At 60.1% G+C, this 22,826-nt stretch carries 15 protein-coding genes; 13 read left to right on the forward strand and 2 right to left on the reverse strand.

The window, feature by feature from the left end; translation table 11 throughout:
• Positions 1-12: 12 nt before the first annotated feature.
• The 3 genes from D0550_RS35535 to D0550_RS17460 all read left to right on the forward strand — a co-directional run bounded on the left by D0550_RS35535 (position 13) and on the right by D0550_RS17460 (position 6,379).
• Entirely contained in the window at positions 13-1,689 is a 1,677-nt protein-coding gene (locus tag D0550_RS35535; RefSeq protein WP_206606364.1) for a DEAD/DEAH box helicase family protein, read from the forward strand.
• Positions 1,631-3,436 carry a type I restriction-modification enzyme R subunit C-terminal domain-containing protein gene (locus D0550_RS35540; protein ID WP_206606365.1) on the forward strand — a complete coding sequence of 602 codons (1,806 nt, stop codon included), beginning with the start codon at positions 1,631-1,633 and terminating at the stop codon, positions 3,434-3,436. Before D0550_RS35535 ends, D0550_RS35540 begins: the two co-directional genes overlap by 59 nt.
• A gap of 270 nt (positions 3,437-3,706) precedes the next feature.
• Positions 3,707-6,379, forward strand: coding sequence for a hypothetical protein (locus tag D0550_RS17460; protein WP_153067212.1), 2,673 nt, complete (start codon positions 3,707-3,709; stop codon positions 6,377-6,379).
• A gap of 699 nt (positions 6,380-7,078) precedes the next feature.
• Here the strand turns inward: D0550_RS17460 and D0550_RS17470 are convergent.
• Positions 7,079-8,518, reverse strand: coding sequence for a M20/M25/M40 family metallo-hydrolase (locus D0550_RS17470; RefSeq protein WP_116810478.1), 1,440 nt, complete (start codon positions 8,516-8,518; stop codon positions 7,079-7,081).
• Positions 8,519-8,998: 480 nt separating this feature from the next.
• Between D0550_RS17470 and D0550_RS36875 the strand changes: the two genes are divergently transcribed.
• The 6 genes from D0550_RS36875 (at position 8,999) to D0550_RS17505 (ending at position 15,051) form a co-directional block, all read left to right on the forward strand.
• Entirely contained in the window at positions 8,999-9,382 is a 384-nt protein-coding gene (locus D0550_RS36875; protein ID WP_116810479.1) for a zinc-ribbon domain containing protein, read from the forward strand.
• Between the two features lie 309 nt (positions 9,383-9,691).
• Positions 9,692-10,210 (forward strand): hypothetical protein, encoded by a 519-nt coding sequence (locus tag D0550_RS17480; RefSeq protein WP_116810480.1) that lies wholly within the window; start codon positions 9,692-9,694, stop codon positions 10,208-10,210.
• Between the two features lie 69 nt (positions 10,211-10,279).
• A complete protein-coding gene (locus D0550_RS17485; protein ID WP_116810481.1) occupies positions 10,280-10,939 on the forward strand; it encodes a suppressor of fused domain protein in 660 nt (219 codons plus the stop codon).
• 85 nt (positions 10,940-11,024) lie between these two features.
• On the forward strand, positions 11,025-11,588 hold the full coding sequence (locus tag D0550_RS17490) for a dihydrofolate reductase family protein (protein ID WP_116810482.1): 564 nt from the start codon (positions 11,025-11,027) through the stop codon (positions 11,586-11,588).
• Between the two features lie 191 nt (positions 11,589-11,779).
• Positions 11,780-13,957, forward strand: coding sequence for a Kelch repeat-containing protein (locus tag D0550_RS17495; RefSeq protein ID WP_116810483.1), 2,178 nt, complete (start codon positions 11,780-11,782; stop codon positions 13,955-13,957).
• Positions 13,958-14,415: 458 nt separating this feature from the next.
• The gene (locus tag D0550_RS17505; protein WP_116810485.1) at positions 14,416-15,051 is read left to right on the forward strand and encodes a hypothetical protein; all 636 of its coding nucleotides are present in this window, start codon (positions 14,416-14,418) and stop codon (positions 15,049-15,051) included.
• A gap of 589 nt (positions 15,052-15,640) precedes the next feature.
• Here D0550_RS17505 and D0550_RS17515 read toward each other — a convergent pair.
• Positions 15,641-17,293: a condensation domain-containing protein gene (locus D0550_RS17515; protein WP_116810487.1), complete on the reverse strand. Its 1,653-nt coding sequence runs from the start codon at positions 17,291-17,293 to the stop codon at positions 15,641-15,643.
• A 387-nt stretch (positions 17,294-17,680) separates the two neighbouring features.
• Here D0550_RS17515 and D0550_RS17520 point away from each other — a divergent pair, with 387 nt between their 5' ends.
• From D0550_RS17520 to D0550_RS17535, 4 genes are all read left to right on the forward strand, one after another.
• On the forward strand, positions 17,681-19,078 hold the full coding sequence (locus D0550_RS17520; protein WP_116810488.1) for an MATE family efflux transporter: 1,398 nt from the start codon (positions 17,681-17,683) through the stop codon (positions 19,076-19,078).
• An 18-nt stretch (positions 19,079-19,096) separates the two neighbouring features.
• Positions 19,097-20,362 (forward strand): serine hydrolase domain-containing protein, encoded by a 1,266-nt coding sequence (locus D0550_RS17525; protein WP_116810489.1) that lies wholly within the window; start codon positions 19,097-19,099, stop codon positions 20,360-20,362.
• A 75-nt stretch (positions 20,363-20,437) separates the two neighbouring features.
• Positions 20,438-21,640 carry an ABC transporter permease gene (locus D0550_RS17530; protein ID WP_116810490.1) on the forward strand — a complete coding sequence of 401 codons (1,203 nt, stop codon included), beginning with the start codon at positions 20,438-20,440 and terminating at the stop codon, positions 21,638-21,640.
• Complete coding sequence (locus tag D0550_RS17535) at positions 21,637-22,815, forward strand: ABC transporter permease (RefSeq protein ID WP_116810491.1); 1,179 nt, start codon at positions 21,637-21,639, stop codon at positions 22,813-22,815. The genes D0550_RS17530 and D0550_RS17535 overlap by 4 nt, the downstream gene beginning before the upstream one ends.
• The last annotated feature ends 11 nt before the right edge of the window (positions 22,816-22,826 follow it).

The raw sequence follows: 22,826 nt of genomic DNA on the forward strand, positions 1-22,826 counted from the left end.
AGGGACCAGAGCATGAGCCAGTTCGCCTTTCTGCAACGAGAGTGGCCTGCAGAGCTTGATGCCTTCAAGAAAGCGGAGGGCGCGGTGCATGCCGATCCGCGGACCGCATGTTTCTATGCCCGCCGCGCGCTGGAGCTGTCGGTGGCTTGGGCGTTCAAACATGATCCAAATCTCAAGCTGCCGTACCAGGACAACCTGTCCGCTCTGATCCACGAGCCGACCTTCAAGAAGGCCGCCGGCGATGCAGTCTTCAGCAAAGCGCGTGTCATCGTCACCTTGGGCAATCGCGCCGTGCATAGCCATCGGGCGATTCCTGTCGAGGACGCGCTGGTTGCCGTACGGGAACTGTTTCATGTGGCGTACTGGCTCGCCCGAACCTATGGGCGGGTTGGGCGTCCGGCGCCCGGGCTTCAATTCGATCCGTCCGCGTTGCCTGAGCCGCAGCAGATAGAGAAGCGCAGCGCCGAACAGCTGCGGCAGTTGGAAGCGCAGTTGCGCGAGCGCGATGAAAAACTGGCGCAGCTGTTGACGGACAGGTCGTCTCTCGACGATGAGCTGAAGCGCCTCAGGGCGGAGGTTGCCGAGGCACGAAAGGCAGCGACTACCCAGCCCGATACACACGACTACTCGGAAGCCGAAACCCGCGATTATTTCATCGATCTGTTGCTCAAAGAGGCCGGGTGGCCGCTGGATCAGCGTCGGGACCGTGAGTTCGAAGTTGCAGGAATGCCCAACGGCCAGGGCATCGGCCACGTCGACTATGTTCTGTGGGGCGACGATGGCAAGCCGCTCGGGCTGGTCGAAGCGAAACGTACCAGGCGCGACTCGCGAGTGGGGCAACAGCAAGCCAGGCTCTACGCCGACTGCCTCGAGAAGCAGTTCGGGCAGCGGCCGCTGATCTTTTATTCCAACGGTTATGAGCACTGGTTCTGGGACGATACGAACTATCCGCCGCGCCCTGTTCACGGCTTCTATAAGAAGGGCGAGCTGGAGCTGCTGGTCCAGCGCCGGTCGACGAAGAAGCCGCTGGCCTCCGGCGAAATCAGCAAGAAGATCGTCGAGCGCTATTACCAGTGGCGAGCCATTCGCAAGGTCGGCGAAGCCTTCGAGCAGGATCATGAGCGCAAGGCACTGCTCGTCATGGCGACCGGCGCTGGCAAGACGCGGACCGTGATCGCGCTAGCGGATCTGCTAATGCGATGCAACTGGGTGAAGCGCGTGCTGTTTCTCGCGGATCGTGTCGCGCTGGTGAAGCAGGCGGTTCGCGAGATCGGCAGGCATCTTCCCGACTCCTCGCCAGTCAATCTGGTTACAGACAAGGAAGGCGAGGGGCGAGTATTCGTCTCGACCTATCCGACCATGATGGGGCTCATCGACGAGACGCGTAACGGACAGCGCCGCTTCGGCGTCGGTCACTTCGATCTGGTCATCATCGACGAAGCGCACCGCTCGGTGTTCCAAAAGTACCGCGCGATCTTCGACTACTTCGATGCGCTGCTGGTCGGGCTGACTGCGACACCGAAGGATGAGGTCGATCGCAACACGTACGGCTTTTGTTTTTCGATCTGGAGAAAGGGCGTTGCCGACGGATGCTTACTCCCTCGAGGAGGCCGTCAGGGAGAAGTACCTCGTGCCGCCGCGAGCTGTCTCGGTACCGCTCAAGTTCCAGCGCGAAGGGATTCGGTATGACGACCTGTCGGAAGACGATAAGGATCAGTGGGACGCGTTGGAATGGGATGGCGACGACGGTACGCCGGATCACGTCGAAGCTGAGGCGGTCAACAAATGGCTGTTCAACAAGGATACCGTCGACAAAGTACTCGAGCATCTCATGACGCGCGGCCTGACGGTCGCAGGCGGCGATCGTCTCGGTAAGACCATCATCTTTGCCAAGAACCAGGCCCACGCCGATTTCATTGCCGAGCGCTTCAACATCAACTATCCACATTACCGTGGCGAGTTCGCGAGCGTCATTACGTTCAAGACCGAGTATGCCCAGACGCTGATCGACAATTTCTCGATCAAGGATAGGCCGCCGCATATCGCGATCTCTGTGGATATGCTCGACACCGGCGTGGATGTTCCCGAGGTCGTCAACCTCGTGTTCTTCAAGCTCGTTCGGTCCAAGACGAAGTTCTGGCAAATGATCGGGCGTGGCACGCGGCTTTCTGAGAGCCTGTTCGGCCCGGGAAAAGACAAAGAATTCTTCTTCCTCTTCGACTACTGCCAGAATCTCGAGTATTTCAGTCAGAACCTTCCAGCGACGGATGGGCGGGTGGCGGACGCCTTGGGCACCAAGTTGTTCAAGTCGCGCGTGGAGCTGGTTGCGCAGATCGATGAACAGGTCGGTCCTCCCGGTCCAGGCAGCGGTGTCGATCCGGCCAATGTCGAAGACCTGCACGGATTGCAGGAGAAGGATGTGCGGAGTTTGACAGCCGCGCGCTTGCTGCAAGAAATCGAATCGATGAATCTGGAGAATTTCGTGATCCGGCCGAAGCGGCGCCTGGTCGAGAAATATGCGAAGCGTGAGTCATGGAATGCGCTCTCGCCCGACGATCGGATTGAGTTGACCCAAAGCGTGGCAATCCTGCCCACGCAAATGCCGAGCGAGAATGAGGAAGCCAAGCGGTTCGACCTGTTGCTGCTCAAGCTGCAGTTGGCGGTGCTACGGAGCGAGCGTGCCTTCGAGCGGCTCCGGGATCAGGTCAAGGAGATCGCAGCCCTGCTGGAGGAGAAGGCATCGATTCCCATGGTCAGCGCACAGATGCCGCTGATTCTGGAAGTGCAGAGCGATGAGTATTGGCAGGACGTGAAGGTCGGGATGCTGGAAGCGCTGCGCAGGAGGTTGCGCGATCTCGTTCAGCTCATCGACAAAGTTCACAGAAAACCGTTGTACTCCGATTTCGAAGATGAGATGGGAAGTGAGGTCGAGTTCGATCTTCCGCAGTTCAAGGAGGTGAACGATCTGGCGCGATTCCGGGCGAAGGCGCAGGCATTCCTGCGGGCACATCAGGACCATGTCGCCGTCAACAAAGTGAGAATGAACAAGCCATTGACGCCCGTCGATCTGTCGGAGCTGGAGCGGATGCTCGTGGACAGTGGTGTCGGTGCAAGGGACGACTTGGAGCGTGCCGCCACGCAGGCGGCGGGTCTCGGTCTGTTCGTGCGATCGTTGGTGGGTCTGGACCGGGGTGCGGCTAAGGACGCGTTCGGCGAATTTTTGCGCGACACGACTTTCAGCGGCAATCAGATCGAGTTCATCAACCTCATCGTCAACCATCTGACGGAGCACGGCGTAATGGATGCTGCGCGTTTGTATGAATCGCCGTTTACGGATCTGACGCCGCAAGGGCCGGACGGACTGTTCAACTCCCACCAGGTGGATCGTTTGGTTGTGACCTTGGAAGCGATACGCGCGGCGGCGAGTGCAGCCTGACTGGATTCACCGCGACGATCCGTAAATCTTCTCGACATCTTGGCCCGCCTGAGGATGACGAAGGCGGCGCACTGTCAAGTTGCATTCGACTTCCCACCGCGATTCTGAGAAGGTGAGCAAGGTTGCTGTTCTGCGTCACAAACGCCCACCGCTTCGGGCGGGCCCAACAATACGCAGCACCTCCACAAGCGGGACGACTGATCCAGGTCGCGTGCCGTCCGTTTGCTGGATTTATCCGCAACGGATACGGCGCGTGTCGGGGAGGATTGGATGCGATTGCTTCGTGTGGTCTCGGCCTTGGTTCTGCTGGGCCTGCTTCAGGCTTGTGGCGGTGGCGGTGGCGGTGGTGGTGGTGACGGTGGTGGGGGCGGCGGCGCAGGGTTCAGCATCGGCCTCGACCGCACAAGTGTCACATTTGAATTCTTCGAGGGAGCCGAGCCACCAACGCGGGTCATCAATGCCACTGCGAGCGGCGAATACACCGGCAACCTTTATGTCGGCGCGACGGTCGAAGGCCCGGGCATCGATCCGACGATTCCCATCGTCGTCAGTGGCACCAGGGGCACGATTTCGGTGAAGGCGGCTCCCGGCCTGGCCGAAGGCACCTACAACGGTCGAATCAACTTTCTCGCCTGCTCGGATGCGGCCTGCACCAGGCGTGTCGGTGGCACGCCCATACCTGTCGCGTACACCGTGACTGTGAAGCGTGGCGTGCGATTCGCACCGGCGACGGCTTTGCTGACAGCTCAAAGTGGTCAGGGAACATCCGCCGACGTGACGATCGAGCTGCCACAGGGAATGAGCCAATATGACGTGGGCGCTGGCCTCCCAGAGTGGCTGAGCGTCACAAACCGGAGCGCGTCGTCCTTCACACTGGCGGCAAACTCGATGCCCGTCGGGGTTTACAACGCATCGGTGCGCGCGACCAGCGGCGGCGCGTCTGGGGTCCTCTCCGTCACGTATGAGGTCAGTGCGCCTCCTGGTGGCGCACATGGAATTCTCGCCGTACCCGAGACGTTGGCCTTCGGCGTCAGCGAAGGTACGCAGGTGACTCGAACGCTCCAGATCACACCTCCGACCTGGACGCCAGGTGTGATGGAGAGCATTCGATACTTGGGCCAAGCGCGCAACTGGCTCACGATGACGCGCAGAGACGGCGGCTTTGATGTCACAGCGTCGGCAGCTGCGCTCCCGGAAGGCACCTACACCGCCGAGATCGTGTTCAACACCGTGCCTGCTCTTGAATCCCTGTCGATCCCGGTTGCTCTGACCGTGGGCCCGGGATACATCAAGCCCGCCACGACCAGGCTCAACATCAACTCCGACACGACGCATGCTCAACTCTCCGGCCGCGCGCGCATCGACATAGTGCGAGGCGGACCAGTCGAATGGACTGCATCCACAACCACGCCATGGCTCACTATCACACGCGCCAGCGGGCTGACCGGCACCGACGTGGAGTTCGCGATCGATCCAGCGGCCGTCAACGGCTGGGCCAACTTCACCGACCATGAGGCAACCATCCGCATCGGCAGCCCATCGCAGAGTCTGTCGCCCATCGACTGCGACATCGAGGTACAACTGAGGCTCGCAGAGGTCACCGGCGTCGGCCCGCATCTGCTGATCGCGGGACAGTCCTCCAAGATCGTCGTCCGTGGCCGCGGCTTCAGCGGCTTGTCCGCACCCCTGAGCCGACTGCGCATCGACAACGCGTCCTTTGTTTCGGCCCAGGTCGTCAATGATTCCAAGATGGTCGTGGAGGCCGGCGCATTGGCGCTTGGCGACCATACCGTCAGCATTACGAATGCGCTGAATCGCTCCTTGCAGACGCGCGACGTGCGTGTAATTGCCGAGGAGGCGTACGCGTACAAAGCGATTCCAGTCAATGTTCCTTTCGTGGGGGGGCCATTCCTCTACGACGCCGAACGGCGGCACGCCTACGTCGTTGCGTTCTCCTCCACCTTGATGCGCTTCGAGGTGACGTCGAGCTCGACAGTCGCTGAATCTGTTATAGGCGCTGGCGGGCGGAGAATTGGTCTGACCCCAGACGGTGCGAACTTCATCACCGGGGACCAGTATGGGTTCTCGTTACTGGATCGCGACACACTGGCCGTCGTCCCCGGCAGCGAGTACTCCAGCTTCGGTACTCCAGGCGGCTCGGTTTATGGTGAGTATCCCGCCGGCATCCATGGCTTGATGGTCAGCAACGATTCGCGCCTGTGGTATCAATCGTTCCGGTCACTGGACATCAATACCAAGGAAATCCGATCGATTACGCGGTCGCCAGCCGCGCCCTCGGGGGGCAGCTTCAGTCCGATGACCATCTCACGCAACGGCGAGAAGATCGTCGGGGTCGATGCGTCCGTGAATCCGGCCTTCGATACCTATCCGCTGGTCTACGCCGACGCCGGGGAGTCGATTCTTCACTACCGCCCGGATCCGGTGAGTATGAATTCTCACATCATGCTCAGCGACGATGGCGAGCGCGTGCTGGTGGGTTACGGCAAGGTGTTCGACGGCCAGCTCAACCTCGTCGGCGACATCGTGTTGCCCTCCAGCTCGAGCGACTACTCTCCCCTCATTGCCGCGATCTCTCCAGACGGCGCGAAGGTCTACGTCCTGTTGATCAGAGAGAGTGACTACAACAACTCCGCTCCGGCGTACAACCCTCGCATCTATGTGTTCGATTCGAGCACGCCAGTCACTGCTCCGCAGACATTGCCGCTCGAGGGCTATTTCGAGTTCGACGATTACCCCGGCTGCATGATGTCTTCCTGCTACAGCCAAACGCTTGCCAACATCACGCCCGACGGCGGCGCACTGATATTCGCCGGCAACCGCAACTTCGTCGTTGTGCCGACGAATACGCCCATGCTTTCGGCAGCGCGGAACGCAGGCAGCAGCATCAATACGGTGCGCTGGAATTTGAGCTCAGGTGAATAGCCGGCAGCATCATCACTCTCTGGGCCCTGGCGACAATTGCCAGGGCCCGTCAGGCAACGGGAGAGCGCCGTGGTCATTCGACGAATAATCTTCGTATGCGGAGTCCTTGTGGCACTGTCGGCGCTCGGGGCCGATTCGGACTCTGAGCTCAAGTTGGGATGGACGAAGCAAGCCCTTGCGGAGCATTCGCAAGGCTGTGTCGAGGGAATAGTTGAGCCCGCGCGCCGTGATTACTTCGCCCGGGCAGCCCAGGTGGGCAATTCAAACCCACGCCCGTTTCCAGAAAAGGAACTGCGTGCCTCAGCGGAGCCAATGTGTCGTTGCATCTCACGCCGCATAGCGGTGACCTATTCCTACACACAAAGCATCCAGGAGCCGCAGCTCGCAATGCCTTTTATTGAAGAGGCTCTCAGTGGCGGCGAATGTGCGCCCGAGGGACTTCTCGGTGAAGTAATGAAGCGAAAGCAGCGGAGTCTCAATCAGTGACGTCTCTGCCGGACGGGTCGTTCGGCGCGGACGCACACGTGCTTTGAAGTTGATGCTTAGACTTAAAGCCAGGATGCGCGAGCCGCGCTGTTCAGCGAGGCCTGCGGCGCTTGGCCTACAATGGCGACGGTGGTGCCGCCACCGCCGCCGAACGTAATTTTTGTCCGCTTTGGCGGACGACAGGATGCCGCTCGGGGCGGCATCCCGGTGTGGCTACTTCCCGCCAGCGTACATTTGTACCAAGCGATGCAGGAACTCGCGTCCCTCCATCAGGGACTGCACGCGGATGCGTTCATTGAGCCCGTGCGCGTTGCTGGTGGCGCCGTCGCTGAAGATACCGGAGACACCATAGGTCGGAATGCCGGCTGGAGTCATGAAGCGACCATCGGTGCCGCCGCTGGCTTGCGCAGGCAGCACAGGCACGCCAGGAAACATCTCCTTCGTCAGCTTCTCGATGGGCCCCAGGATCTCCGGGGTCAGCGGCGGGGGCGGCGAGGCCTGCTCCGGCGGCGCCTGGAAGCTCACCTTCACGCCTGCCTCGTTGATGGCACTGATGAGTTGTTGACGAATCTCCTCCGGAGCATGGCCGGGGAATATGCGGCAATTGACGTTGGCCTTGACGTTCTGGGGCAGAGCGTTGGGTGCGTGGCCGCCCTCGACCATGGTGGGCACGCAAGTCGTGCGCAGTGTGCCGTTGAAGCTCGGATCCTGTTGTACGCGCTGTACCGCGTCCATGTCGCCGTTGGCAGCAGCCTGCATGGCTTTGCCCATCTCGCCGCCGACGATGGCGCCGTATTGGCGGAAGTAGCCTCGCGTGGTGTCGTTGAACTCCACCGGGAACTGGAACTTGACGATGCGATCGAGCGCGCGCGACATCTGGCCAATGGCATTGTCGGGCGTGGGTCGGGAGGAGTGGCCGCCCGGGTTGGTGACTTCGAGCGTGAAGTCCTGATACAGCTTTTCGCCCGCCTGGACGCCGTTGTACTGGTACTTGCCAGTGCTGGCTTCATAGCGGCCGCCGCCGCCTTCGTTCAAGGCGAACGCGGCGTCGATCAGCTCGCGATGTTCTTTGACCAGATGTTGCACACCGTTGAACACGTTCGGCGTTTCCTCGCCGCAAGTCAGCGCGAGCTTGATGCTCCGTCGTGGCTTGTAGCCTTGCTTGCCCCAGCGAACCATCGAATCGGCGAAGATGGCCGCCATGGCTTTGTCATCGGAGGCACCGCGGGCGTAAAAAAAGCCGTTCTCCTCGGTGAGCTTGAACGGATCGCGCTCCCAGTCTTCGGCCTTGGCTTCGACGACGTCGATGTGTGCGAGCAGCAGGATGGGCTTCAATTTTGGATCCGTACCCGGCAGCAGGGCGACCAGGTTGCCGTCCTTCGGCCGGCCGGGCGGCACGATCACGTGCAGCTGGCTCTCCGGATACCCTGCCGCGGACAGCCGCTCCTTCATTGCGTTCGACGCGTCGGTGCACGAGCCGGAGGAAAGCGTGGTATTGATCTCGATCAGCTCGCGATACAGTTCGCGGAATTCCGCTTCACCGGCACGTGCACTCTTGGACGCCGCCGTCTGCCGGCTGGCGGTAATGTCGGCGTGAGCAGTGCTCGCTGCGAGCAGTGCCAAAGCGATGCCGACTTGAACCTTCGAACGCATGGGATCTCCGCATTCACTGTGAGAAATATCGTGAGTGCACAATAGCAGAAGACTTTACGCAGAACACGCGCGCGCTGGTCATGCGGCAATTGAAGCCCAATGGATCCTGCGAAGGCTTCGCGGTAACCGAGGGCGCTCATCGTCACTGTGCCTGACGGTGGCTGCGCGATCTATCGGCTGCGATTTTCGATAGCACCGAAACACGGCATCGGGTGCTTGCCCGCTTTGATGAAGTAGTTTGTGCTCTACTCATCGATCGGCGGCGACCCGCTCGCAATCAGGGCGTGCTGAACCTGTGACACACGTTCCGAACCCGAAAGGCGTATGCCTCCATGTCCGTAGGTTATAGTGTCGTGGACCTTCTTGCTGAGTGGGTGGAGTGATCAAAGGCGCGCCCACCAAGCAGGTCAAGATCGCGCGCGCTGCGCGGCCGACTCGCAAAAGCGCGGCTTACCCGCGGGGTTGTGTTTCAGAAGAGCCATGACGAGTCGCAAGCGTAAGAAGCAAAGGTTGACGGAGAGTCAGCTTCAAAGAGCGAAGCAGCTTTCTACTATCGATCTGTCGGACAATGACGCTCCAGTTCCACCCGGTGCAGTGGCGGCTGACGCGTCACAGCTCGCACACAACAACACCTATAGCCCGCTCCCGAAGTTCTATGTAGACAAGGTTGTGGTATGTCGGCAGTGCGGAAAACAGGAAGTGTGGCCGGCCGAGCGACAGAAGTGGTGGTACGAAGTTGCTAAGGGCAATATCTTCACTCAGGCCGTTCTCTGTCGTAGTTGTCGCAGGGCAGACAAAGATAGAAAAGCGGAGGCGCGGCGAGTTCATCTGGAAGGGTTGGCGCGCAAACGTGAGCGAAAGTGAAACATAACAGCCGCGGTTCCGGCTCGCGGCACAGCGGCGGCGTCAGGCATGACTTTCGGAATGCCACTTCGAGTCTGGTTGTTGGCGCCGGCCATCATTGCGCTGGTGACGTGGATATGGGCGCGGGCATGATATGCACGGCGATCGGTACAATACCGGCGTTGCTCTTCGTCGCTTGGTATTGCAGGGCGCTTTACTGAATTTGCGCGCAACCATGGCTAACAACACGCTGAACACATCGACCATGCCTGATCGGGGCGGTGTCGGATCGACAATAGGGCGTTCGGAAGCGGAGAGGCTAGGGTAGGTATGAAGACCAAACGGTTGCTGTCGTTGTTCGCGTTGCTGTCGCTAGCAGGTTGTGCCCAAATCGGAGGCACGACGTTCTTGATGGACCAAACTTTCGCACAGCGTGTGGGGGCCGCGCCTGATGTGGAGTCTCTTACGAAGCAAGTATATGCAACGAGCTCGCAGCCCTCTGAGATCGAGATTTACTACGTCTCCTGGAATCCACTGACCACGCCGGATCTGGTCAAAGACTGGGAGTACCACTATAAGATCAGTGAAGCCTCCAAGCCGGGATACCCCTATACCCGTATCGCCAAACTCACATACTACGCAGAGACGCGCGATGATGTGTCGGCGCTCAGCGTGCTGCGGGAAAGCGCGTCCAAGCTCGGTGGCGATGCGATCATCGATGTGTTCCGAAATCCCGCCATCGAAACGGTCTCTACGCCCGCAAGAATCTTGGGCTATCGGTACTTCGCCACCGTTGTGAAGAACAAGGAAAAGGTCGAAGGAGCGAAAACAGGGCGCGCCTTGCGCTAAGGCCCAATGTCGCGCGATTCGTCACTGGCGTGCGGGTCCGCGGGACAATCTCGGCGTTAGCTTTCACATATGGATCTCCAGGAATACCGAAAGCTCTACGGCAGCAGTTCAGATGCCGCTCCCGGCTGGGACGCGATCGACGCCCGTCTGCGCGAGATTTACGGCCCGCAGGAGCCGAAGCATTGGGGAACGGTTATCAAGGCAATGTTGGGTGGCCCCGATCCGATCGATGGAATCAGTGCCTACGAGAGTCGAGCGGGCGGAATCGATCATCTGCACTTCTGCACTTATGGCTACACCGATCTCTATTACAACGAGGAAGCGCTCGGGAAGGACTTCAGCAAGTTCGGGTTCGAGATGACATTCCGGCTTGCGTCTGAGCTGCCGCCGCAGGAACAGCCAATCTGGGTTTGCAATCTGCTGCAGAATCTGGCGCGATATGTGTTTCAGTCCGGAAAGTGGTTCGACGAGTATCATTGGATACCTGCAAACGGACCAATCAGACGGGACTATGAAACGAGCATCGTAGGGCTTGCCTTTGTGTCCGATCCGTTGCTGTCAGCGACGGACTCTCCTCATGGAAGAGTGGAGTTCGTGCAAGCGTTTGGCATCACGGAGCTGGAGCTGCGAGATCTGAAGAATCGATCGCGGTCATGCCAGGAGATCATCGACGGACATCGTCGAACCAACCCTATGCTGATAACTGATCTGACGCGTCGTGATGGCTGACAATTAATCGACCGATGACAGCCGCTGTGAGGTACTCGTCGACAAGCGACGGTCCAGCGGACCACCCAACTCGAAGGAGACTCGCATGGGACTTCTAACCTTCTGCCTCAACGTCAACCTGGATGGCTGCGTCGACCACCAGGAGGGAATCGCCGACGACGAGACGCGCGCTTTCTTCACCCGCCTCATGGACGAGAGTGGGGCGATGCTGTGGGGCCGCGTCACCTACGAGATGATGGAGAGCTATTGGCCGGCAGTCGCCCGCGGCGATGTGGAGGCGCCGCCCGCGGTGCGCGAATGGGCGGTCAAGCTGGAGATCAAGCCGAAGTACGTCGTGTCGTCGACGCGAACGGACTTCCCGTGGACCAACAGTCACCACATCGCCGGCGACTTGCGCTCGGGCGTGCAAAAGCTCAAGGACGCGACCCCGGCCGGCGTGCTCCTCGGTAGCGGCAAGCTCGCGGCCGAGCTTGACCGGCTGGATCTGATCGACGAGTACAAGTTCCTCGTTCACCCCAGGATCGTCGGCCACGGCCCGACCCTGTACCAGAGCGGGTTGCCCAATACGCGACGGCTTGAGCTGGTCTCGGCGAAGCCGCTCAGCAATGGCGTGGTCGCCATGCACTACCGGCGCGCGGCTACATACTAACTTCGGCGCCGATGAATTTTTGCTCACCGCAGCTTCATCCTCGGAGCATCCGATCGAGTGATTCGCTGGTGCGATTGCTCGCTTAAACGAATGAATTCGGCCCGCCGCCTCTGCTATATATCCGCGCACAACCCGAAAACTCGAGTCTCGACATAATTAAACAGCGGTTGCGCGAGACGAACGGAATCCAGATGAAAGTCCTGTTGCGATGGTCTCTGCACATTTTGTGCGCATTCGCGTTGGCGGCCTGCGGCGGCGGCAGCAACAGCGATAACAACTCCGGCGGCAACGGCGGAATCAGCGGTGGAGGCAACAACGGCGGCACTGGTAGCGGCGGTACCGACGGCAGCGGTAACAACGGCGGCGGCAACAGCGGCAGCGGCAACAACGGCGGCAATGGCTCCACCGGCAGCGGCAATAACGGTTCTACCGGCGGCGGCAATGGCCCCGTAGCGCCGATCACCATATCAACGGCATCCCTGACACTGTCCGGCTTCTCGAACGCCCAAATCCCGTATCAGGATGTCGTGGTTGCAGAGAATGTCACGGTCACCTTTCAGCGCGAGCGTTTGACGGTCGGCGCACTACCGGGACAAACCTTGCCGACGTGGCTGAGGGTGTACACGCCTTCGCAGCCCACGAGTCCGGCGTCGGTGCGCATAGGTGCGGGCCGCGGAACCGATCCTGGTGACTACTCGACCACGTTGCGCTTCACCACCAGCAATGCCGATGGTTCCAATGCGACGAGCCAGGACATGACGGTGTCGGTACACCTGGATCTCGGTCAATTCATTGCCACCGAATCGTTCGGACTCGCAACGGGAAGCTCCGTGGCGGTCACCGTCAACAACGGCGAGCCAATGACCCTGGGTCGACGGCCCAATCACAGCGAGCCCAATCCACGGCGAACCGACCTCGGTTATGTCGTTCTCGGACAGGAATATACGGTGGCTGTCGCCGCTCAACCGACCGGTCAGACCTGCACCTTCGAGAACGGATCGCCGACCTTGACGCAGATCGCGCCCAGCGGTTCCCCGGTCGTTCACAGAGTCACGTGCAACGCTTCGTTGGTGCCGTGGACCTGGGTCGGCGGTCCGCAAACGCCGAGCGCTCTACCTTCGTATGGCACGCGCGGCACTCCCTCTTCGACCAATACGCCCGGCGCTCGTGCATCTTACGCATATGCGGCCGGCGCCGACGGCAATCTCTGGCTGTTCGGTGGACGGGTTGCTGGAGAAAGCGGTACTCGCAACGATCTTTGGCGCTACGACATCGCCAGCGGCGAATGGACCTGGGTCAGCGGCTCGAATTCCGTGGACCTGTACGGACACTATGGCGTACTCAATCAGGCAGCGCCCGACAACTTTCCCGGCTCACGTGATGGCGCCTTGGCGTGGGTCGACGCGAGCGGCAACTTCTGGCTGTTCGGTGGAATCGGTCGCGCGAGCGCGGGAGTGCCAGGGTTCCTCAACGATTTGTGGAAGTACGACGTCGCTGCCGGACAATGGATCTGGACGAGCGGCGTCGACGGTTCCAACAACGCAGCTTCTGGAACCTATGGTGTTACGCCTTCAGTCAACAACATTCCGGGTGGCAGATCCAGCGGCAGCCTGGTTCGAGACAGCCAAGGCGACGTCTGGATCTTCGGCGGCAACGGCGTCGGTGCGAACAGCACCATGGGCGCGATGAACGATCTCTGGAGATTCTCGCCCGCCAGCGGTGTGTGGAGCTGGATGAGTGGCAGCAATGCCCCCGGGCAAACCAGCGTATTCGGATCGCGCGGCGAGCCTTCCTCCGGTAATCGGCCAAGCGCTCGCGGCAATGCTTCCATATGGGCCGACGCATCAGGAAACATCTGGGTCTTCGGCGGCGTCAACCTCAATGACACCAGGCTGAACGATCTGTGGCGTTTCGATCCGAGCACCGGCCTTTGGGCATGGATGCATGGCGAGGCATTGAATCCTCCCTACGTTACCGGCTTCGGTGTGTATCAGCCTCCCGGTGCCACCACCGACAACATCCCGGCAGGCCGATTCAGCGCCGCCGCATGGACCGACGCCGCGGGCAATTTCTGGCTGTTCGGTGGCTTCGCTCAAACACCGCACCTGCATACCAGGGATCGCGTCAACGATTTGTGGAAGTATTCGCCCGCCAGCAATACATGGTCGTGGATGAGTGGATCGAACGTCGGACAGTCGCCCTCCGTGTTTGGCACACAGGGTATGCCGTCAAACACCAATGTTCCTTCCAGTCGATCGGCCGGCGCGGCGTGGACCGATGGGTCCGGACAGTTGTGGATGTTCGGGGGGCAGACGACCCCCAACTCCGATGGCCTGATGACCGATGTGTGGCGCGTGACTGCGCAGTGACTGCTTACTGCGGATACGCGTCGAGAAACGGCAGCGTCGTAGCCGCCAGTCCCGGCGAAAACAAGATATCGTAATGGCTCATCATCGGAGGCGTTGCCTTGTTCGCCATCTGTTTCCTCGGCGCGCTACGCAGTTCGGCGGGGGGCGGTACTCTGATTGGCGAAGTCGGGTCGCCTAACACCTTGCTGGAGCGGACGGCGCATCGGAGGGGCAAGTCGATGACCAGGTTCGACACATTGTTGACGTTCGCCGCCTTGCCGGTCGCGATTCTAATGGCTGCGCTCTTGCAACTTTGGGCGTCCGGTTTCCATAAGTTGGTTATTGCTGTGTGCATAGGCGGAATATGTGTCAATTTGCATGGTTGCACGTAGACTTACGGGAGAGTTCCGGTCCAGGTCATTAGCAGCGCCCAGGTTATCCCTCGCAGAGCGCACTTCTAAATCAAGTTCGGCCTCAGAATGAACCAGGACGGCAATATCGACTACTCTCAGTACGACCTTCAGCAACTGAAGGAAGCGCTGTCGTTGATCAACAGGGCGCGCTACCCGCGAAACCTTCAGAACCTTCAAGCGGAGCTTGCGGTGCGGACTGCTACCGGCGAAGTAACGCCTCCACTCACGCGGCATGTGGTTTCTCAAGCGGCGTCTGGATCCGCAAATACCGAAGCTCGCAATGATGATAGGCCCCACGCTCGTCCGAAGACTGTCTGGGCTATCAGCGTATTTCAATTCTTCGGCGCGGTGTTCATGGTCTTCGGATACTACGTTGCTTTCAGCGGAGATGTTGTTCTGCCTCCAGAGCTACGGGAACTGTATTCGGCTTTCACCGTTGTCGATCACGCACAGATGGTCACTGGGATTGCACTGAATCTTGCTGCCACAGTGTCTCTTTTTAAAATGAGACGACCCGCGCCGTATCTCTTCACTGCAAGCCTCGGATTGTCGATCGTGAGTTGGGTGTGGCATGTTGCCGCCGGGCGTTGGGGGAAGCAGTTCCTGGAGAACAGTTTTCCAAGCATCGCGCTTGGTACAGCGATCGCGCTACTCGTCTGTGTGTACTCCTGGTCGCTACTCCGGCGCGGGAAACTACAGTGAAGCTAGAAGTGCCGAACAATCGCTTCGAGCCGACGCTCACAAAGCCTCGCGCGCTTCAGCGGTGCCGTTAGCTCGGGTAGCACATGCGCAGCGCGGCTTTGATTCGATGGATAGTGGGGACGAGTGTGGTCGTTGCCTTGTATCAGGCAACTGTGTTCCATCTGGGTTACGAAACGTCTGTAGAGTTCGAAAGGGTGTGGGGTTACGTCTTTCCGTTCCTATTGGCATTCTGGGTTGAAGAAGACAGCCGAGCCAGGCCGGAGATATATCGCCCCTCGTTTGACATCGGTCTCTTCATCTATTTGATCTGGATCCTCTACCTTCCGTTCTATCTGCTGCGAACACGAGGTGCGAACGGTTGGCTGTGGATTGTCGGCTTATTCTCCCTGGCGTTTCTCGGGTCTATTCTTCAGTTGGCAGTATATGCGGCGAGCTAGCATCCGCTTGCAGCTCTTGTGTAGCCCCTTTAGAAGAAAGCGCGATGAACAAACGCGATTGGATTGCATCTACGGTAGTCTTCCTTGGCCTGGCCAATAGCGTCGTTGCCGATGATGCTCCAGGCGGCAAGGCCATTCACTTTTGTATAGAGTCACCGAACCCGAAGAGCGGCGGGACGCGCCTGAGGGGGCGTCGAATCCCCGCCGCACGCTGCCCGAACAATCGCCTGAAAAGCATCCAAAACGTGCTCGATTGCCTCAGGCGTGTACGAGTCGACGCTGTAGAACAAGTTGGCGCGCGTCTGGCCACGACGCTCGAACACGCGCAAGTTCAAGTCGAACCGCGGGCCGCTTGCAAGGCCGATGGGGAAGCTCTCGACATCGAGCTTCTCCAACGAAAGCTCCTGGAACGTCTCGTAGGAGAAGCCGAGACGGGAGTCTTGCGCATGCTGAGAAGTCATGGCCCTCTGCAAGATCTCTACAAACCTGGCTCGGTGCATCTCGATGTGATCTTGCGCCCGAATCAGCGTCTCCGTGAGCCGCCTGGCGAATGCCTCGAATCCGATCTGTGGGTCAACATGGATGGGCAGCAATACGCCGCGTGAGAATTTGCCAACTATGTGCTCGAACTCCATGCGATTGCGCTGCGCGGAGGCCGTGAACATCAGCATGGACGTAGCGTTCGATAGCTCGTGCATGGTCATGGCGTACGCAGCCAGATAGAACGAGTACACGGTCAGTCGATTGCGCTCGCAAAATTTCTGAACCAGCGGGCGAGTCTCATCGATATCTCGCTCCAGGACTGCGGTTTGATTCTGCGGTATCTGCGGAGCTGGCCGGCGCAACGATGTATGCAACCTCAGCGAGCCGAACCCCTGCAGCACTTCATTCCAATAGGCCCTGGCCTGCTGTTCTCGGGAGGCATGGAATTGTCGCTGCCAGATCGCGAAGTCGCTGTACTGCAGAGCCACCGCGGCGGGCACATAGGGAACGTTCCGGACAATGCATGAGTAGCCATGCGAGATTTCGTGCTGCAGGAGGTCGATGGCATGACCATCCAGCACCAGTGGATGGCTCATCAGGACCAGCACCGTCTGCGTCGCCGACAATCGAAGCAGATGAAAACGAATCAGCGCGTCCGACAGGCAATTGAACGGACGCCGCTTGAGTTCGTCGATACACGCCTGGACGCGATCCTCCGGAGACTGGTTCGATGGCTCTCGCAAGTCCACGACGGAATAATCCAACGCCGCATCGGACAAGATGATTTGCGTGGGCGGACTCGTACTCACGTCGAAACATGTGCGCAGAGCTTCGTGCCGGTGGCACGCAATCTCGAGGCTTTCTTTCAGGGCTTGCTCGTCGAGGTCGCCGCGGATTCCATAGCCGATGCAGATGGATTCGTCAGGGTCGGTCAACGGCAAGAGGTCGCGTTCACGCAAACGAGACAATTGCAGTTCCTGCAGGTCGCTGACCGGCGCGGGCACGTCACGCGATGCTCGGCGAATCGGCTCCGTGGGACTGACCTGCACGGTCGGCAGGTATGCGCACAACTCGCCGAGAGTGGGCCTTTCATAAAGATCCGCGGGTGTCAGCTGAATCTGCAGACGGGCTTCGATCCGAACGATGATCTGCATGGCCAGCAGGGAGTTTCCGCCAGACTCGAAAAAATCACTGTCCGGTGTCGCGAACTCCTGCCCGAGAACGCTCGCCCAGATCTCGGCAAGAGTGTCAGCAATGTCCGTTGCCGAGACCGCCGAATCGTCGCCCGCCGCTTCCAGCATTCTGGCTTCATCCGTACGCATTGGCTGACGCAAGAGAGTTTGTATGAATGAAGAGGCCGCGTGGAACAGTGGCCTTGCGCGGGAACTCCGGCCGGAGCTCAGCCGGCAGATGCGAGCTGGTTCGTACTCGTTCGATCATGTCATCCCTGGAAACGGAGTACAGACCGCGATGGAGCGCGGCTTCGGTGCCGAAAAGTAACACTGCGTGCAACCTTCCGGACAATACCTGCTTTCGATCCACCCTTGAGTGCTCAAGGAGGGTCAACATCATCCATGTTGAATTCCATCGTACATGAGCTGTGACTGACGTGGCAAGACGATAGCTCCGTAGCAGCCGCGGCGACGTGAACCCGCGGGAGCATTGATATAAAGTGTCGCGTCTCGCGACGCCCGACGAACGTTTGGTGCATGGATCGCAATGGAGTGCTCGTGAATGTAAGGGACCTGCTTCGCGGACCTGTGGCCAGGCACCTGTTCGCTCTGTCCGTCCCCATCCTCGCCGACCTCGCGATCATCAATCTCTATTTCCTGGTCGATTTGTACTTCATCGCTCGCTTGGGTGATGCGCCGACGGCTGGCGTCAGCGCGGCCGGTTCGGTGCTGTTTCTGTTCACGGCCTTTATGCAGATCATGAACGTGGGAACGTCTTTGCTGATGGCCAACGCCGCCGGACGCCGAGATCGAGAAGCGATCCGAAGGATCTTGCAGCAGTCGCTCCTGCTGGGCGGCGGATTGGGCGTCGTGGTCCTGCTGCTTGGTTACTGGCTGTCGCCACCATACCTGCGCTCGCTGACCGCCGACGAGACTGCTGCGCGTTTCGGTATCTCATACTTGTTCTGGTTGTTCCCCGGGCTGTGGATACAGTTTGCCGTCAGCACCATGCGAGCGGCGCTGCGCGGCCTGGGTGCCGTTAGGGTGGCCACCACGGTACAACTCATCACTGTCGGGTTGAACATCGCTCTCGCGCCAGTGCTCATCGCTGGAATTGGAACGTCGCACGCGCTCGGCGTGCCGGGCGCAGCATTGGCCAGAACGCTTGCGATCGTGGTGTCCGCGATCATTCTGTGGCGATACTTGGATCGTCACATCGGCTTCCGCGCGGCTGGTTGGCGACCAGAGTCCACGCAACTACGACGGGTGCTCTGGCTCGGTCTGCCGGCAAGCGGTGAGATGTTGCTGATGTTTGCTTACACGAGCGTGTGCTACTGGGCCATTCGCGACCTGGGATCGGACACGCAGGCGGCGTTCGCGGTGACCAGCCGAGTCCTGCAAGTGCTCTATCTGCCTGTCATGGCGGTCGCGTTCGCGCTCGTCCCGTTGGCTGGCCAGAATCTGGGAGGCGGCAATACCGATCGCGCCGTTCGTGCCTTCAAGACTGCGCTCGCGAGCAATCTATCCTTTTCGCTGCTGGTTGCAATTGCCTGCGAGCTGTATCCCATGGCGTTCGTGCAAGGCTTGTCGCCCCCGGGCTCGGCGGTCGCGCAGGCCAGCCTCATGCTCGATGTACTCACATGGAGCCTGGTGCCCATCGCGATCGTTTTCTCATGTTCCAGCGCCATGCAGGCTTTGGGAAACACGCTGTTCTCGTTACTCACCTCATGCATTCGCCTGGCGAGCTTCGCGGCGCCGCTGCTTTTCATACCGCTCGCACCGGAGCGCTCGCTCGAGATGATGCTGAATCTGTCCGTTTGGACGCTCGTCCTGCAGGCGATCGTCAGCCTCGTATGGCTGGCGAAGACGTACCGCGCCCGCGCCGCCCGAGGCGCGTGGGTGCCTGTCGCGCAGGAGCAAGCGCCGCTTCGCTGATAATCCTCTGCATCTATCATGACAACGTTACATCGATCACAGGACCGCATCGAGTGGGCCGACATCAGCAAACGGCTGCCCTCGGCAGCGCCGCGCAAGGGTGAGCTCATCCTCGGATTCACGAATGGGCAGGAAAGACACTTCGCCGTGGTGGGATCATCCGGCCTGAACATGCAAGCCGCTGGCACGCAGCTCACCCGCATAGGTTGTGCGGTGAAGCTGTTCACCGCTTCACTCATGGATCTGTGCGTGCGCCGAGGGGACGTGAGCTGGGAGGACAGAGCGCAAAGATTCTTTACGGCACGCCTGCCGGTGGACATGACCATACGACAATTGCTCGACCACACGCACAGCCTGGATGATTCGCTGTTGCCTGGTGCGCCGCGACTCGCCGATGACAAGCTGGACGTCGCGGAGTTGTGCAATCGCCTGGGAGCGATGCCCCCACTATCGACGCCCGGCAAGCTGTGCAGCTATGGCAATGCTGGCTGCTGGTTGGCGGGGGGCGTGCTCGAACGAATTCACGGCAAGTGCTATGGAGAGCTGCTCAGCGAGCAGCTCCTGCGGCCGCTGAACTTCACGGCTCACATGCCGGCAGGAGCTTCGACTATCTGTCCGTCGGTCGCCGAGGAACTCGATCTGAGAGCATGCGACATACTCTCATTCCTGGAACTGTGCTTTCAGCAAGAGGGGCGCGATGCGCCGTTCAATCCCCGCGCCCTGATGCGCGACCCTATCGCATTGCCTGGCTGGTCACCCTCCGAACAAGGCACGTGTATTGGCTGGAAGAGCTTCGGCTGCGGATGGTTTGGTCACAACTCGCATCTGCCGGGACATATCACGGTCATCCGGGTCAATCCCGAATCGCGCACCGGGTTGCTGCTCTATGGCAGTGAGGCCACGCTCGCGGCTTTCACCAGGACATTCGCAACGATGCTGCCGGAATTTTCCTTGTCGCGCCTGCCCAGGACGCTCGACCCGGCGCGACTCGCCACGGTTCGATTGTCCGAGTACGAAGGCTCATTCGCCAACGCTGCCTTGCGAGTTGTCGTTAGAAGCATCGATGGAACTTTGCATTACCAAGCCGTGGAGAATCACGTTCGGTCTGCGGAAACTCACAGCGCGCCGCAGCCGCTCATCGCAGCGGAAAATCATATGTTTCTACCCGCGGCCCGCCCCTTCGCGCCATTGCAGGTATTGCAGTTCGTGCCTGACGCGCACGGAACGTTCGATCACATCTGGAATGGGCGCAATTTGTTACGTCGCCAGCGGATCAGTACGTGATCCGCGCCTTTACAGCCCTCGACCGCGCCACTAGTATGCGACGTGAGCCGCACGAGGACAACGCGGCTCGAACTCATGTTTGTGTTCTGTGTTCCCGATTCGGATGGAAGCGATGCCGAGGAATACATCGTGAACTTCCTGGTGCTGGTGACGAGCGAGCTGCGGCACAACTGGGTGCGTTCAGCGACGACTATTTCATGCGTCTGCGCCGCGTTCGCCCTGTTCGGAGTCGTTCAAGGCGTCAAAGACAGCTTCGATGCTGCGATCCACGATCTTTCCCAATCCGCGGATCGGCTCCTGGTGACGAGCCGGGTGAGCCGCATGGATCCGTTGCCCATTGCACATGCGGCCAAGCTGCGAGCGATTCCGGGCGTGCAAGCCGTGAGTTCGACAGCCTATCTGCTCGCGTACTATCAGGAGCCCGGCAAGTGGGTGGGCGGCCACGCCGTCGATATCGAACACGTAATCTCGGTATTTCGATTCAAGGTCGATCCCGAGGTGGTCCGCCGCATGCAAGCGAATCGCACCGGAGCGATCGTCGGCACTGAGCTTGCAAAGCGCTACGGCTGGAAGGCCGGGGATCGCATTCCACTCACATCCAACCTGTGGCAGAACTCGCGAGGCTCGCAGGACTGGACGTTCGATATTCTGGGAACCTATGCCGCGGACGATCCACGCGATGCCGAGGGGTTCCTCATCAACTACGATTATTTCGACGAGGAGCGTGCGTTCGGCAAAGGCACGGTGGCGAGCTTCTGGGTCAGAGTCGCGCGTGCGCCGGATGCAAGCAAAGTCGCGGCTACAATCGACGATGCATTCCTGAACTCCGCCGGCGAGACGCTTACCCAAAGCGGCAAGGAGCTCACATTCAACCGAATGCGGCAACTCGGCGACATCGAATTGATTGTGCGCTCGATCGTCGGCGCCACACTCGTACTGGTCTTTTTCGTAACCGGCAATACGCTGCGGCAGACTGCGGATGAGCGGCTGCCGGAATTTGGGGTATTGCGAGCCACTGGGTTCAGCGGCACATATATTTCGTCGCTTGTGATCGCGGACGCGTTTGTGCTCATTGCGCTCGGCGCGGCGGCAGGCTTGGTGATCGCCGCGTTTCTGGTAACCCAGGTGCCCGAGCAGTTTGGTGCGTTCACGATCGGGCCGGCCACCCTCAGCTCGGCCGCGCTGGCCGTCATCGCGCTGTCACTCGCGACCGCCGCGCTTCCGGCATATAGAGCCTCGTCAATGCCGATCGTGGCCGCGTTGAGGCGCGAGTCATGAAAGTACGACGCATTCTTTCATTATTCGTCCTCGGTCTACGCCGAATAGTGGCCCGGCCCGGCTCGGCGGGTGTCGTCGTTCTTGGCTCCGCCGGCGCGGTCGCGGTGCTGTGCTTTTTCATGGCAGTGAGCGACGGGCTGCACTCCGCGATGCTTGCTGCGGGAAGAGACGATAGAGCATTGGTCCTGCGCAGAGGATCGGATTCGGAGTTGAACAGCTTGATGACGCTGCAGGTCCGCGATCTTCTGGTCTCCGAGCAGGGCACCGCCGGCGGCGCAGAGCAATGGTTCTCGCGCGAGTTGGTCCGCGTCATCAACCTGCCAGACACGGACAGCGGCAAGATCGTCGCCTATCCCATTCGCGGCGTCGGCGACCAGTTTCAGCAGGTGCGACCTGAAGTTCGCATCGTCGAGGGGCGGATGTTCAATCCCGGCAATCACGAGTTCATCGTGGGACAAGGAATCGTGCGAGCGATGCCGGCGCTGCGGGTGGGCGAGGAACTGCCCATCAAAGGCGTACGATGGCGGATCGTCGGCATCTTCTCTTCCGGGGGCAGCACGCATGACTCCGAAATTTTCGCCGATCGCGAGACGTTGCGATCGTTCTATCAGGCCACCCACATCAGTTCAGTCACGGTACGGGTCGAATCGCCGGCCGCGCTGACAGCGCTGCAGCAGCGGATCGAAGCCGATCGTCAGCATCGTCTGCAAGTGATCTCGGAGGCGGACTACTACAATGCCCTGGCGACGCGATCGAGCGCTCCGCTGAAGGTGGTCACAGCGCTGGTCGGCACGCTCATGGCGATTGCGGCTGTATTCGCAGCCATGAACGCGATACACGTATCGGTGTCATCACGCAGCAGAGAATTGAAAACCTTGAGCGCCATCGGCTTCGACTCGAATTCGATCGTCATGGCGCAGTTGCTGGAAGCCGTACTCCTGTGCCTGGTCGGCGCCTGCCTGGGAGCTCTGTTGACCTGGAGTATGCTGGGGGGCTCGTCCATCAGCCTGGTGGTCGGCGCCGCACGGCTGAACCAAACGTCATTCGATTTGCAGGTGACTGCCGAAGCCGTGGTGTACTGCATGTTGATAGGAGTGCTGGTTGGCATCGCCGCCGGGCTACCGCCAGCAATCCGTTCGGTACGGATGAGCGCCGCCGCAATTCGGCACACCTGAAAAGTCGCGAT

Source organism: Steroidobacter cummioxidans, from assembly GCF_003104955.1.

Excerpts from the sequence above, each read along its gene's own strand:
- D0550_RS17490 (WP_116810482.1), top strand. The coding sequence starts at position 11,025 with ATGGGACTTCTAACCTTCTGCCTCAACGTCAACCTGGATGGCTGCGTC.
- D0550_RS17505 (WP_116810485.1), top strand. The coding sequence starts at position 14,416 with ATGAACCAGGACGGCAATATCGACTACTCTCAGTACGACCTTCAGCAA.
- D0550_RS17495 (WP_116810483.1), top strand. The coding sequence starts at position 11,780 with ATGAAAGTCCTGTTGCGATGGTCTCTGCACATTTTGTGCGCATTCGCG.
- D0550_RS17515 (WP_116810487.1), bottom strand. The coding sequence starts at position 17,293 with ATGCGTACGGATGAAGCCAGAATGCTGGAAGCGGCGGGCGACGATTCG.
- D0550_RS17485 (WP_116810481.1), top strand. The coding sequence starts at position 10,280 with ATGGATCTCCAGGAATACCGAAAGCTCTACGGCAGCAGTTCAGATGCC.
- D0550_RS17530 (WP_116810490.1), top strand. The coding sequence starts at position 20,438 with ATGTTTGTGTTCTGTGTTCCCGATTCGGATGGAAGCGATGCCGAGGAA.
- D0550_RS17460 (WP_153067212.1), top strand. The coding sequence starts at position 3,707 with ATGCGATTGCTTCGTGTGGTCTCGGCCTTGGTTCTGCTGGGCCTGCTT.
- D0550_RS17525 (WP_116810489.1), top strand. The coding sequence starts at position 19,097 with ATGACAACGTTACATCGATCACAGGACCGCATCGAGTGGGCCGACATC.
- D0550_RS17535 (WP_116810491.1), top strand. The coding sequence starts at position 21,637 with ATGAAAGTACGACGCATTCTTTCATTATTCGTCCTCGGTCTACGCCGA.
- D0550_RS17480 (WP_116810480.1), top strand. The coding sequence starts at position 9,692 with ATGAAGACCAAACGGTTGCTGTCGTTGTTCGCGTTGCTGTCGCTAGCA.
- D0550_RS35535 (WP_206606364.1), top strand. The coding sequence starts at position 13 with ATGAGCCAGTTCGCCTTTCTGCAACGAGAGTGGCCTGCAGAGCTTGAT.
- D0550_RS17470 (WP_116810478.1), bottom strand. The coding sequence starts at position 8,518 with ATGCGTTCGAAGGTTCAAGTCGGCATCGCTTTGGCACTGCTCGCAGCG.
- D0550_RS36875 (WP_116810479.1), top strand. The coding sequence starts at position 8,999 with ATGACGAGTCGCAAGCGTAAGAAGCAAAGGTTGACGGAGAGTCAGCTT.
- D0550_RS17520 (WP_116810488.1), top strand. The coding sequence starts at position 17,681 with ATGGATCGCAATGGAGTGCTCGTGAATGTAAGGGACCTGCTTCGCGGA.